14 protein-coding genes are annotated in these 13,219 nt (G+C 45.7%); 6 read left to right on the top strand and 8 right to left on the bottom strand.

Annotated elements, in window-relative coordinates:
- The first annotated feature begins 139 nt into the window (after window positions 1–139).
- Window positions 140–1,705, top strand: a complete 1,566-nt coding sequence (porX, locus tag FEN17_RS17170; protein ID WP_138366550.1) for a T9SS response regulator signal transducer PorX — start codon at window positions 140–142, stop codon at window positions 1,703–1,705.
- A 74-nt stretch (window positions 1,706–1,779) separates the two neighbouring features.
- Here the strand turns inward: porX and FEN17_RS17165 are convergent, their stop codons facing one another.
- Both FEN17_RS17165 and fsa read right to left on the bottom strand, forming a co-directional pair.
- The gene (locus tag FEN17_RS17165; RefSeq protein ID WP_138366549.1) at window positions 1,780–2,460 is read right to left on the bottom strand and encodes a cell division ATP-binding protein FtsE; all 681 of its coding nucleotides are present in this window, start codon (window positions 2,458–2,460) and stop codon (window positions 1,780–1,782) included.
- A 24-nt stretch (window positions 2,461–2,484) separates the two neighbouring features.
- Window positions 2,485–3,141: a fructose-6-phosphate aldolase gene (gene fsa, locus FEN17_RS17160; protein ID WP_138366548.1), complete on the bottom strand. Its 657-nt coding sequence runs from the start codon at window positions 3,139–3,141 to the stop codon at window positions 2,485–2,487.
- Between the two features lie 281 nt (window positions 3,142–3,422).
- Between fsa and FEN17_RS17155 the strand changes: the two genes are divergently transcribed.
- Complete coding sequence (locus FEN17_RS17155) at window positions 3,423–4,124, top strand: tetratricopeptide repeat protein (RefSeq protein ID WP_138366547.1); 702 nt, start codon at window positions 3,423–3,425, stop codon at window positions 4,122–4,124.
- A gap of 86 nt (window positions 4,125–4,210) precedes the next feature.
- Window positions 4,211–4,540 carry a transmembrane 220 family protein gene (locus tag FEN17_RS17150; protein WP_138366546.1) on the top strand — a complete coding sequence of 110 codons (330 nt, stop codon included), beginning with the start codon at window positions 4,211–4,213 and terminating at the stop codon, window positions 4,538–4,540.
- Here the strand turns inward: FEN17_RS17150 and FEN17_RS17145 are convergent, their stop codons facing one another.
- The gene (locus tag FEN17_RS17145; protein WP_138366545.1) at window positions 4,541–5,308 is read right to left on the bottom strand and encodes a biotin--[acetyl-CoA-carboxylase] ligase; all 768 of its coding nucleotides are present in this window, start codon (window positions 5,306–5,308) and stop codon (window positions 4,541–4,543) included.
- A gap of 43 nt (window positions 5,309–5,351) precedes the next feature.
- Here FEN17_RS17145 and rsfS point away from each other — a divergent pair, with 43 nt between their 5' ends.
- The 3 genes from rsfS to FEN17_RS17130 all read left to right on the top strand — a co-directional run bounded on the left by rsfS (window position 5,352) and on the right by FEN17_RS17130 (window position 8,904).
- Window positions 5,352–5,735 (top strand): ribosome silencing factor, encoded by a 384-nt coding sequence (gene rsfS / locus FEN17_RS17140; protein ID WP_138366544.1) that lies wholly within the window; start codon window positions 5,352–5,354, stop codon window positions 5,733–5,735.
- Between the two features lie 69 nt (window positions 5,736–5,804).
- A complete protein-coding gene (gene ftsH / locus FEN17_RS17135) occupies window positions 5,805–7,862 on the top strand; it encodes an ATP-dependent zinc metalloprotease FtsH (RefSeq protein WP_138366543.1) in 2,058 nt (685 codons plus the stop codon).
- A gap of 94 nt (window positions 7,863–7,956) precedes the next feature.
- A complete protein-coding gene (locus FEN17_RS17130; protein ID WP_138366542.1) occupies window positions 7,957–8,904 on the top strand; it encodes an aldose 1-epimerase in 948 nt (315 codons plus the stop codon).
- Here the strand turns inward: FEN17_RS17130 and FEN17_RS17125 are convergent, their stop codons facing one another.
- The 5 genes from FEN17_RS17125 to amaB are packed head-to-tail and all read right to left on the bottom strand — an operon-like array spanning window position 8,905 to window position 13,211.
- On the bottom strand, window positions 8,905–9,990 hold the full coding sequence (locus FEN17_RS17125; protein WP_138366541.1) for a nucleotidyltransferase family protein: 1,086 nt from the start codon (window positions 9,988–9,990) through the stop codon (window positions 8,905–8,907).
- The gene (locus FEN17_RS17120) at window positions 9,983–10,900 is read right to left on the bottom strand and encodes a serine kinase (RefSeq protein ID WP_138366540.1); all 918 of its coding nucleotides are present in this window, start codon (window positions 10,898–10,900) and stop codon (window positions 9,983–9,985) included. Before FEN17_RS17120 ends, FEN17_RS17125 begins: the two co-directional genes overlap by 8 nt.
- 16 nt (window positions 10,901–10,916) lie before the next feature.
- A complete protein-coding gene (locus FEN17_RS17115; RefSeq protein ID WP_138366539.1) occupies window positions 10,917–11,357 on the bottom strand; it encodes a lasso peptide biosynthesis B2 protein in 441 nt (146 codons plus the stop codon).
- 3 nt (window positions 11,358–11,360) lie between these two features.
- Window positions 11,361–11,627 (bottom strand): PqqD family protein, encoded by a 267-nt coding sequence (locus FEN17_RS17110; protein WP_138366538.1) that lies wholly within the window; start codon window positions 11,625–11,627, stop codon window positions 11,361–11,363.
- A 45-nt stretch (window positions 11,628–11,672) separates the two neighbouring features.
- Complete coding sequence (gene amaB, locus FEN17_RS17105; RefSeq protein ID WP_138366537.1) at window positions 11,673–13,211, bottom strand: L-piperidine-6-carboxylate dehydrogenase; 1,539 nt, start codon at window positions 13,209–13,211, stop codon at window positions 11,673–11,675.
- Window positions 13,212–13,219 lie beyond the last annotated feature (8 nt).

Genomic DNA, 13,219 nt, shown 5'->3' with positions numbered 1-13,219 from the left:
TTTTTTAGTCTTCAAAATGACGTATATTGTCGAAGGCAAGTGGTCTTAAAAAATGTTAAACAGGCATTTTTTATACGCGTTGCCGGAAACACCTCGTTACTTAAATCTAATCACTCATTAACTTTTGAATTACCAGCTTATGCAATATAACATCCTTTGGGCCGATGACGAGATAGATCTTCTTAAACCACATATCATGTTTTTGACCAATAAAGGTTACAGCGTGACGCCCGTCAACAGCGGCGCGGATGCACTGGACCGTATTGAGAATGACCGTTTTGATATTGTTTTCCTTGATGAAATGATGCCCGGTATGACGGGATTGGAAACGCTGGCGCAGATCAAGCAGCAGCAGCCGAACCTGCCGGTGGTCATGATCACCAAGAGCGAGGAAGAGCACATTATGGAAGATGCAATCGGCTCGAAGATTGACGATTATCTGATTAAACCTTTGAATCCTAACCAGATATTACTTTCGGTAAAAAAGATCCTGGACAACAAAAGGCTGGTGACGGAAAAAACAACATTGAGCTATCAGCAGGAATTCCGGAACCTGGCGATGCAATATCAGGACCGGATCGGGCATGAAGAATGGGCTGATATTTATAAAAAACTGATCTACTGGGAACTGGAACTGGAAAGTTCTGAGGACCAGGGCATGGCGGAAGTTTTCAGTATGCAGAAAAGTGAGGCAAATGCCAATTTCTGTAAATTTATTGAAGATGAATACGAGGATTGGTTGAATGATCCTCGCTCCGATAAGCCTATTCTTTCACATCAATTAATGAAACAAAAGGTTTTCCCGCACCTTAAAACTTCGGATGAACCTGTTTTCTTTTTGCTGATCGATAATTTTAGGTATGATCAGTGGAAAATGATCCAGCCGATTTTGCAGGAGTATTTCAACATTGAAGAAGAATCGTCGTACTACTCTATTCTACCAACCACGACTGGTTACGCCAGAAACGCAATTTTCTCGGGTTTAATGCCGAGCGAAATGGAACGCAAGCATCCGCAATGGTGGGTAAGTGACGAAAATACTCCGGAGGGTGAAGAAGGTTTGAACAACCACGAATTCGACTTTTTGCAGAAGCAGCTTGAAATGAACCATTTCAACATTAAGTCTTCTTACCATAAAATTCTGAATACGAATCAGGGCAAAGCATTGGTTGACAATTTCAGTAATATGCTGAACAATCAACTGAATGTGATTGTCTACAACTTCGTAGATATGCTTTCCCACGCCAGAACGGACGTGCAGATGATCAAGGAACTGGCGCCGGACGAGGCGGCTTATCGCTCGATCACGAAATCGTGGTTCCAGCATTCACCACTGCTTGATTTTATCCGAAAGATCGCTGAGAAAAAATGCCGGCTAATTTTGACGACTGACCACGGTATGATCCGTGTCCAGAAACCTGTCAAAATCATCGGCTACCGGGAGACCAATACAAACCTGCGTTACAAGCACGGAAAAAACCTGGGCTTTGATGATAACCATTTGATGGTTTGCAGGAAACCGGAGCGCATTTTCCTGCCGAAACCACACGTTTCGACGTCTTATGTATTTACTAAGGAAGATTATTTCTTCGCTTATCCAAACAACTACAACCAGTATGTGAATTTGTACCGGGATACCTTCCAGCATGGCGGGGTGTCTCTGGAAGAAATGATCATTCCGGTGATTGATCTGAAAGCGAAGTAGTTATATCGATTATAGCAAAACAAAAAGAGCGGCCAAGAATGTGCCGCTCTTTTTGTTATGCTATAAAATGAAATCTAACTAATCGTCACACCGCCGTTTTCACATTTGAGGACCCGCGCAGGGAACCGCTTCAAAAAGTCGTGGTTGTGCGTGGCCATCAAAATAGCGGTTCCAGCATTGTTGATCGTCCTGAAAACCTGCATGATCTGGTCTCCTACCTCTGGGTCAAGGTTACCAGTAGGTTCATCGGCAATCAAAATCGCTGGTTCGTTCAGCATGGCGCGGGCGATTACGACGCGCTGCTGCTCACCACCGGAAAGCTGGTGTGGCATTCTTTTCTGGGCGGTGCCTAGTCCAACCTGCATCAATACTTCGGCTATACGCTTGGATATTTTTGCCTGCTGTTCCCAGCCGGTAGCCCGCAACACAAACGAAAGGTTATCTTCCACAGACCGATCAGAAAGTAACTGGAAATCCTGAAAAACGATTCCAATCCTTCTTCTCAGGAAGGGGATATCTGCCCGTTTAATGTTGTGCAGCTCATAACCCGCCACTTTGGCAGAGCCGGTATGCAGCCATAAATCAGCGTACAGGGTTTTCAAAAGAGAACTCTTTCCGCTGCCGGTGCGGCCAATTAAAAATACAAATTCACCTTTGCCGATCTCAAAATGTACATCGTTCAGGACAGGCCGTTCTCCCTGATAAATGTCTGCCCTATCCAGTACAATGATTGGCTCCGTCGTCGACTCGGTCATAAAATCTTAAATTCGCAGGATATATTATGAATTTCCTTTTTTGTAGTCAGCAAGGAATTTCTCGAGACCCAGGTCTGTCAGCGGATGTTTCAACAATGCTTCCATCGCGCTCAAAGGTCCGGTCATGACGTCTGCTCCTACCTCTGCGCACTGGATAATGTGCATCGGGTGACGAACTGAGGCAGCCAGTACCTGTGTTTCAAAACCGTAGTTTCTGTAAATCGTCAAAATTTGTTCAATAAGTCCGATACCGTCGGTTGAAATGTCGTCCAGACGACCGATAAACGGAGATACGTAAGTTGCACCCGCCTTCGCTGCCAGCAAAGCTTGCCCGGCCGAGAAAATCAATGTACAGTTGGTGCGTACACCTTTTCCTGAAAAATATTTCAGCGCTTTCACGCCTTCTTTGGTCATCGGGATCTTCACCACGATTTTATCATCTATCTCTACCAATTCTTCCCCTTCGCGGATCATACCAGCCAGGTCTACGGAAATTACTTCCGCGCTTACATCACCGTCCACAATGTCGCAAATTGCTTTGTAGTGACGCATGATGTTATCCTTACCGGTAATTCCTTCCTTAGCCATTAATGATGGGTTCGTAGTGACACCATCTAAAACACCAAGCGCCTGAGCTTCCTGAATATCATTCAGGTTAGCTGTATCAATAAAAAATTTCATAACGGGAATGTATTGGTTAGAATATTCCACAAAAGTAGAAAACGCTGAACAAAAGCAAAACGAAAGGGGGAATACCGAGGGGAGAAAATAAAAAAAGGCAAACCGAGAATCTCACCGCATCGACCACCTACCCTTGCTTCCGTCAGGACCTGGGGGATTCGGAAGGAGCTGGTAGTTCCGATTTGCCGGGTACAAAGATAAGGACATTTTATTCACAAAAAGAAAACATTCATTTAGTGATTGGGGTTACTTTTGTGCGAATCAATTACAAATGAGACGGTATGCCCCGAATATTTTTTTTAATTTTCTTACTCTTTCCCCTCGCCTGCTCCCAATCTTCCGAAGCATTTCTCCAAAAAGGCCGCCAGCTGATGCAGGAGGGAAAAACGCAGGAAGCCATTGAATTTATTAATAAAGCCATCGAGAAAAATACTTCAAATGCCGACGCATTTAACCTTCGCGGCGTGGCATATTACGAGTTAAAGGAGTTCCCGAACGCATTACTCGACTTTGCGCAGGCAATCCGGTTGCAGCCAAATTCTTACCGTCCTTATTTCAATCGCGCACTTCTTTACAAAGACCAGAACAACCTGGATTCCGCTTTTATAGACTACAACAAATCGGCTTCACTCGCGCCTGACACGGCTGATATTTATCTGAACAGAGGGCAGTTACTAGTGCTGATGGATAAGATTCCTGACGCGATTACGGATTTCGAGAAAGCCACCAAACTAAACCGCGACAACAAGCAAGCCTGGTATAACCTGGGCAATACGTATTACAGATCAAAAGATTTCAAAAAAGCGGCGCTCGCATTCAGACAGACCATTAAACTGGACGGCCAGTATGGAAAAGCATTCTACGGACTCGGGCTTGCGCAGCTGAATGATGGGGAAAAAGATCTGGCCTGCACCAACCTGAAACAGGCACTAAACCTGGGTTATCAGGACGCAGCGACGGCTTTGGCACAATCCTGTCAGTAATTTTGTTGCAGGATACCCCGATGCAAGTAATTTGAGTGAGGGCAAGACTTATTATTTCAACTTCTCAAATAAAAACCCGCTGATCTATGAAACTCTTCAAAATATTTTTCGGACTTGTTTTCGTCCTTTTCGCCTACTTCCAATACAATGATCCCGATGCCGGGGTGTGGATCGGGGTTTACAGTTTTGCGGCCCTTGGCTGCTTTATGAGTATCCGGGAATTATGGCCCAGCTGGGTATTTTATGCGATGGCGGCGGGTTATCTTATTGCTGCTGTTCTTCAATGGCCACCTGAGTTTGAAGGAATTTTCTGGGGTGAAACCGCCATGCGAAGCCTGAACATTGAACTTGCCCGTGAGTCTTTGGGGCTTGGTATATGTAGCGTGGTGATGGCAGTTTTGGGCAGGTGGGGCTGATCAGTCCATCAACCATTCGATTTCTTTCATTCCTACTTCGACAACTTCCTCCTGGTCTGCGAGCTTTAAGCCTAGCAGACCCTGGGGAGTGACGTAAGCCACTTTTGCATATCGATTCTGGCCTTGATATTTTACCGGAACTTCATGATCATATCCGTAAAGATGGCTCAGATAAGTTTCCCGTATCGCCTGAGCACCGGAAAGTGCTTTCAGCCTGATATACAGCGCATCAAGGCAACCCAATAGTTTTGGAAATTCTTCTGTTAATAAAAATGATCTCCCGGTTTCGGCAGCAATGGAAGTTGCTCTTCCATTTTGAAAGCGCATCTGATTGACATTCAAACCAATACCTATCACAGAATTGGTAAGTTTGCTTCCCTGAATCGCATTTTCGATCAGTATGCCGCAAAGCTTCTTTTTGTTTGTTAAAACATCATTGGGCCACTTCACCTTTACGTCTTTCAGGTAGCCGGCGACATACTCCCTAACCGCCAAAGCCGCAATTTCGCTGATTAAAAACTGATCCGAAACCGAAAGAAAATCGGGCGTCAGTATTACGGAAAATGTTAGATTTTCGCCGGGATTCGCCAGCCAGGTAGTGCCCCGCTGGCCCCTTCCTTTCACCTGATTATCAGTAATGACAACGGTTCCCTCGGTAAACAACCCCGCGTGCACTATTTCAGCCGCAATGTCGTTTGTTGAGTGACAAGATGGCAGGTATATAACTTTTTTACCAATTATTAGCGTATCTTGTATGGAGTTGTACAATTTTTTTGCTTTACTTTAGGGTTTAGAAAGGAATTAACTACGCATGAAAGAACGCAAAAATAAAGAACTATCCTCAAAAGATCTCTCCGAGCTGGTTGCTAAAGGAATGACAGAAAAGAAAGGCTTGGACATTGCAATTCTCGACCTCCGGAAAGTAAAAAATTCAATAACTGATTTTTTTGTAATTTGTTCGGGTAACTCCGATACGCAGATTGATGCTTTGGCCAATTCGGTTGAAGACGAAGTTTATAAAATGTCCAAAACAGAACCCTGGCAGAAAGAAGGAAAGGCGAATGGAGAATGGATTTTAATTGATTATGTAGACGTGGTAGCCCACATTTTCAATAAAGAACGCCGCAAGCATTACGATCTGGAAGAACTTTGGGGAGATGCAGAGGTAACATACCTGGAAGATTCCGTGGTATAAAGGCCTGGACTCGGCGAGTAGCCCGGTCCGGAATGTTGTTTAATATTTCCTCTTAATTTAAAACTCAGAATGTCCGAAAACGATAACAAAAGGGGGCCTCTCAGTCCTAAAAGTCCCCAAAAGGGATATCAGGGCTGGATTATTGCCGCTCTGATTGCCACTATACTTGGAATAACCTACCTTAACCGTACCTCAACCATCCGCGAAACGACTCAAAAACGTTTCGAAAAAATGATGGCTGACAAGGAAGTTGAACGAGTGACGATTGTCAATGATAAGTCTGTTGAAGTTACGCTGAAACCAGAAGCGCTCAGGCTTCCCAAATACAAGGTTGTAGCGAAGGAAAATAACTACTTCGGCGGAGAAAGTGCTTCACATTATCAATTCCAGGTAACGTCTGCTGAAACATTCAAAAAGGATTTTGATCGTATCCAGGAAAAAATTCCTGACGATGACAAAGTACCTTTCGTAGTGGATACCCGCAACGACTGGACCAGTTTCCTTGGAACCTGGGGCTTTTTTATTGTCATGATCCTGGTGATGTACTTTATACTTGGCAGAATGTCAGGTGGCGTAGGACCGGGTGGCCAGATCTTCAACATTGGTCGTTCGAGAGCAACATTATTTGATGCTGAGAATAAGGTAAAGATTACATTTAATGATGTAGCCGGTCTTGACGAAGCGAAAGAAGAGATCAAGGAAATTGTAGAATACCTGCAAAGCCCTGACAAATTCAAGAAATTGGGTGCGAAAATTCCAAAAGGCGCATTGCTGGTAGGACCTCCGGGAACAGGTAAAACACTTTTGGCCAAAGCCGTAGCCGGTGAAGCAGGTGTACCTTTCTTCTCTCTTTCGGGTTCCGACTTTGTTGAAATGTTTGTGGGTGTCGGCGCGGCTCGTGTTCGTGACCTTTTCAAACAAGCAAAGGAAAAAGCGCCTTGTATCATTTTTATTGACGAAATCGACGCAGTAGGTCGCTCGCGCGGACGGGGTGCTATGCCAGGTTCCAATGATGAGCGCGAAAATACCTTAAACTCCCTGCTGGTTGAAATGGATGGTTTTGCTACCGATTCAGGTATCATTATCGTTGCAGCTACCAACCGTCCCGACGTATTAGACCCTGCATTGCTTCGTCCAGGTCGATTTGACAGACAGATTTCTGTTGATAAACCGGATGTTATCGGTCGTGAGGCAATTTTCAAAGTGCATTTGAAACCGTTGAAACTTTCGACGGATGTGAATATTCAAAAATTATCTTCTCAGACGCCTGGTTTTGCCGGTGCTGAAATCGCGAACGTTTGTAACGAAGCTGCCTTGATCGCGGCCCGTCGTAACCGTGATGAAGTTACCATGCAGGATTTCCAGGATGCGATGGACCGTGTGATTGGTGGTTTGGAAAAGAAAAACAAGCTTATCTCACCAGAAGAAAAAGAGATCGTAGCCTATCACGAAGCAGGTCACGCAGTAGCAGGCTGGTTCCTGGAACATGCTGATCCCTTGGTAAAAGTTTCAATTGTTCCCCGTGGGGTTGCGGCATTAGGTTACGCACAGTATCTACCAAGAGAGCAGTATCTGTACCGTACCGAGCAATTGTTTGACGAAATGTGCATGACATTGGGCGGACGTGCTGCGGAGGATGTAGTTTTTGGTAAAATTTCTACCGGCGCATTGAGTGACCTAGAAAGAGTTACGAAAGTGGCTTACAGCATGGTAACGATGTACGGTATGAATGATAGAATCGGAAACATCTCGTTCTACGATTCAAAACAAAGTGACTACGCATTTACAAAACCTTATTCCGAATCGACCTCTCAGGCGATTGACGAAGAAGTTCGGAAATTGGTGGATCAGGCCTATCAGTTTGTAAAAGGTTTGCTTGCCGAAAAACGTAAGGCGTTGGAAGTTTTGGCAAAAGAATTGCTCGAAAAAGAAATCCTATTCCAAAGTGACCTTGAAAAACTGATTGGCAAACGTCCTTACGAGAAGGAAACCAGCTATCAGGCATACATTAACCGCCGCTCTAATGAGGAAGCTGCGATTCATGAAGAGGTTTTAAAACATACTCTGGAAAAAGAGCATAAAGAAGAAGAGATGGCGGAAGCCGAAAAAGATGCTTCAAACGAATAGTTTTTAGCGTTGGAATAATTTTAGAATAGCCGGACAGTAATTATTGTCCGGCTATTATTTTTACGGACCTATCCAATTATCAAATCCCGAAATCATGCCTTTTGAAATATTCAAGCAGCAATTTGGAGAGCTTTCCGAATATGTGATCCACGATACAGCGACAGAAAATCGCTGTGTTGTCGTCCCCGAACTCGGTGGCATTGTACGTCAGCTTTCATTGAGAAAGCATTTGACATTGTTTTCAATCCTGAAAACGCCTCCGACGCCGCAAACATTGATAGACGATACCAAGAGTGCCGGCGAATTGCTTTTTCCGTTTGCCAGCCGTATTCCGGACGGTAAGTATACATTTCTGGGCAAAGAATATCAGCTGTCTAAAAATGAAGCCGGCGAATTAAATGCAATTCACGGACTGGTGCGGAAGCAGCAGTTTCATATCGAGGAACAGGAAGTGGAGGCGGACTACGCGTCGCTATCGCTTTCATGTGGAATCGATCAGCCGGAGGGCTATCCTTTCAAAGTTCATTTCCGTGTGAAATACACCTTATTTGCGGATGGGCGATTCACCTTAAATTATCAGGCGCGGAATGAGGGCTCGGACGCTTGCCCTGTGATGTTTGGCTGGCATCCCTACTTCGTGCTGGGCAACGAAATGCTTGACGCGTGGAAAATCAGCATTCCTTCAACTGAAATCGTCACATTTGACTATAACCAGATTCCCATCGGCAAGGCGCCTTTTCACCTGGACAGACCGGCTTTACTGCACCAAAAAGCTTTCGACAACTGCTTTATTGTTGAGCAAATATCCGGAAAAGTTGTTACCCAGCTTATTTCCGAAAACCAGCATGTGACCTTGAATGTAGAGCAGGAAGCGGGCAAAGGCAAATTCAATTACCTGGTAATTTACACTCCGCCGGCGCGTGACTGCATCGCGATAGAGCCGCTGACGGGAAATGTGGATTCATTCAATTCCGGCGATGGGCTGAATATTCTTGCGCCGGGGAATACCGCGGAGGGCACCATCACTTTATCTCTTACCTAGTTAGGAATTCCTCCTGTACCAGCGCGCCTTGTGCAGGAGGAGTTTCCAGTTGCTTGCATATTTCAGGTGGCTGACTACCACTTTACTTTTTCCGACTAGTCCATCGTGCATGGCCAGGCTTTGCTTAAAATACGGGATGGTAGAGTTTGCGGGTTGCGAAGGCATTGCAGCCCAGACTTCGAGCAGCTGAGAAACGTCGGTGTTTGGAATTTTATCGGGCCAGGTTGCGCGCCAGGGCATTCCCAACGCTTTGAGAATTCCTAAACTCCAAGTTAAGAGTGTAAGAATGTTCTTCTCACCAGCCAATCTGAAAACCTTTTTCCAATCCGTCACATCCCCATATCTGTTCATATACGCAGCCAGATCGGCCATGTATTTCAGGTTACTCCATTTTTCCTTGCCGCCATGATGCACGAGCAAAAGCAGAAATTGATATTCGTTGTCAAAACCTTTCAAATTACCTCTTGCAACCTGATAAGTTTTGGAATGCACGTCCCACTCACTTCTCGGAAAATCATAACCCAGCCGGGGATATGCAATTTGCCAGTGCAGCTCAACCACGATCGAGTCCAGCTCACGTTGCAACAGTACATGATAATCGGTTCCGAAAAAGGCTTTCCGGATATTGGGCTCCGATAATAAAAACTCACGATAAGTGTCGGGTTTGTATTCTCCCTCTTCCTTTAATGCTGCGGTAGCTCTCAATATATCTGCCTCTGCCACCAGCAAATCAATGTCTCCGGCTTCCCGGTGACCTACGTTATCGAAAAGCCACTGCGCCCATAAAATGCCTTTGTAAGCAAAACAGGGAATATGATCTCTTTGAAGCTGATCGGTAATGCGCAGAACTTCCCGCGCCAGCATTAAATTCAGTATGGTAATTTTCTGACATTCAGCGGCCAGGGCTTCGTTGATGCCAATGTTCAGCTCATTCCGGTGCAGGAAGGCAAGCAACTGCGGGCGGACGCGGTGGTAATGTAAAAATTTGGCGAGTTGGGCCGTATCCAGGTTTTCGATAGAGTTATCCGGCTTGGTATCAAGACAGGCGTTGATCAGCAAGGATAATTCAGGAGAAACCTTATTCATTAATAACCGATTTTGAGATACATTCAGAAACCCAACTTTCCAGATTAGCAAAACCTTCCGGCCTTTTCATCCGCCACATTTCAGCGGACTTTCCGCACTGCATACTTTGCATAAAATGCCTTTTCAAAGCCTCACCCACCAATAAAGCAGTGGGCAGTGGAAAATGGATAAGTAATTGCGTGGGAATATCTCCGGCCAGCAGCGGCTGCGGGCTTTGAATGTCACCGGTTTTATGAAGAAAGAAAACCTTGCCAAGCTTCACTGCCCCATGCGAGAATGTGGATGTGGGGTGATAGGCGAATTTTCTTACGCCCTCACTTACAGGCTGTAATGTGGTCTGATCATAGGCGAGGCCATTGACCGTATTTTCCCAGATTTTTAATTGCGGATAAGCAGGTATCACGTGCGCGACACCATTCTGATCCATGCGGATTGCGGTCAGGTCATCGCTCAAAAGTTTGCAGCCAGCTTTGATAAATGCAGCGGCCGTCGTCGATTTCCCGGCTCCCGGCTCACCCATGAAACACCAGGCTTCGTCTCCTACCAGCACAGAACTCGCATGCAGCAGAAAGTATCCTCTTTGAAATAAGATCAACCCCAATGCCTCACTGACAGTGAAAAGGCTGATGATACTATGATCGGGATTCTGTGGTGAGACAATTAAGATATCTCCGGATATCGCTTTAAACGAAGCAATGTTATTCCAGGTCAAATACAGATTATTTTCAATATCCTGGCCAAAATGCGCTTCCGTACTTCTTCTGAAAATCCGGGTGGGGGCAGTTTCCGGTAATATTACTTCGCCTTTTTTAATTGTTAAATCAACTTCCGATTGCGGGTCACCTTCGCTCAGTTCAGGTAAGACAATTTCAGAATCGATGTTTAAACCAAAGGCTTTGTAGCGGTGCATGTGTGGTACATTTGAATTATTCCCAAACCCAGAGTCTCTGGTAGGATACTGTTTTGGGCCAGTCGCCGATAATGATGCGGCCGTTTTTTTCTACCCAGGCGTGGGCTTCGAATTTCTTGGCAGGATTCACTTCAATGCCGATTTCCAATGTTAGTGAAGGCATTTTGCGAAGCAGGTATTTTGTAGCCAGCGCGCGAGGAAGGCACAAAAGTTCAAAAGGAAGAATGTTGGCAGCGGTATCCACAGACCACGCGATCTGCTGTACTTTTTCAGGCTTGAATTCTTTGGTAGACTTGCTACTCGTAAGTCCGTGAAAAAGCTTGCGGAAGATGGGAAATGGCAATACTGTCAATGCACATTTAATCAGAATCAAACAAATCGCAGCTTTCAGAAAAATCAGTTTTTCCGAAAATGACAATTTCTGCCACGTGCTCCAATATGTGCCTGATTCGCTCAAAACTCAATTGATTACTTCTACCAGCTTCTCGGAAACAAGATCATTCAGCAACACATTCACATCACTTCTGCACGTGTTGGCATCGACCTCGTATTCACTAATCACGGCTTCGCATATAGAATCGATCGTCTGCGGGCCTTGTTCGAGCAGGTCCCAAATAAGGACACCCACTTCATCGAGCCCGTAGTAAACACCTTTGTTATGATTTAAAATCACCGTCTCCCCACCTACTTTTGACGAGATCTGATCGGGGGATAATTGATACTTCATAGAAACTCTTATAATGTGCCGTTCTCTACAAAGTTAAACTTATAATCAATCGAACTCAAACTTTATTCCCTGCGCCAGCGGCAATGCTGTGCCGTAATTAATCGTGTTGGTCTGCCTGCGCATGTACGCTTTCCAGGCATCCGAGCCGGATTCACGCCCGCCGCCCGTTTCTTTTTCGCCGCCAAATGCTCCGCCAATTTCCGCACCCGAAGTTCCGATATTTACATTCGCAATCCCGCAGTCCGATCCTTGCTGAGAGAGGAAAAGCTCGCTTTCACGCAAATTAAGGGTGAAAATTGCGGAAGAAAGTCCCTGCGGCACGTCATTCTGAATTGCGATCGCTTCTTCGATTTCTGAATATTTGATTAAATAAAGGATCGGCGCAAATGTTTCATGCTGCACAATCTCGTAGTCATTCTGCACTTCCGCTATGCACGGATTTACATAACAACCAGACGAAAATCCTTCGCCAGAGAGCACGCCTGGTTCAACAATGAATTTTCCACCGGCTTGTTTCACTTTTCCAACGGTATCCAGATATTTTTCCACTGCAAGCTGGTCTATTAAAGGTCCAACGTGGTTGGATGCGTCCAGCGGGTTACCGATTTTGAGCTGCGAATAGGCTTTTACGAGCCGGTTTTCCAAATCCTCATAAATGCTTTCATGGACAATGATACGCCTCGTAGAAGTACATCTTTGTCCCGCAGTGCCTACCGCGCCGAAAACGATCCCGGGAACCGCAATGCTCAAATCAGCCGATGGCGTGACGATAATCGCGTTATTGCCACCGAGTTCCAGCAAACTTTTCCCTAATCGTCTCGCAACCGCTTCGCCGACAGACCGCCCCATCGGAGTGCTGCCTGTCGCAGAAACCAGCGCCACCCTCGGATCTTCCGCAAGCCATTTCCCAACATCCCGACCACCGGTTACAATCGAGGAGATACCTTCCGGGAGGTTATTATTTTCTAAAACAATTTTAATGATCGACTGGCAGGCCAGTGCAGTCAGCGGCGTTTTTTCGGAAGGCTTCCAAACGCAGACATCGCCGCAAACCCAGGCGATCATCGCATTCCACGACCAAACTGCCACTGGAAAATTAAATGCTGAGATAATCCCGACAATACCGATCGGATGCCACTGCTCGTACATCCGGTGCTGCGGCCGCTCGCTGTGCATGGTCAGCCCGTAAAGCTGGCGCGAAATTCCTACGGCGAAATCGCAGATATCGATCATTTCCTGCACCTCGCCCAACCCTTCCTGCAAACTTTTGCCCATTTCATAGCTGACCAATGTGCCAAGTTCCTGCTTCTTTTTTCTCAGCTCCTCCCCCATTTGTCTTATGATCTCGCCTCTTTTTGGTGCTGGTAATAGTCGCCAGGCTTTAAATGCTTCCTGCGATTTTTCGATCACCTGATCATAATCCGCTCTCCCGGCCTGACTTACCTCCGCAATCTTCCCACCATTTACCGGAGAATGTGATACCAATGTTTCCCCCGATCCCGGCCAGCTTTGCAAGCCGGTAGTGATCCCATGATTTTGCTCCGTTATATTCAGTCTATCGAGAATATCTTTTATCTCAACCATCAACATTT

This window comes from Dyadobacter luticola, from assembly GCF_005860805.1.
GTDB classification, from domain to species: Bacteria; Bacteroidota; Bacteroidia; order Cytophagales; family Spirosomataceae; genus Dyadobacter; species Dyadobacter luticola.
The sequence above is the reverse complement of the archived record's forward strand: the minus strand, read 5'-3'. Positions and strand labels throughout refer to the sequence as shown.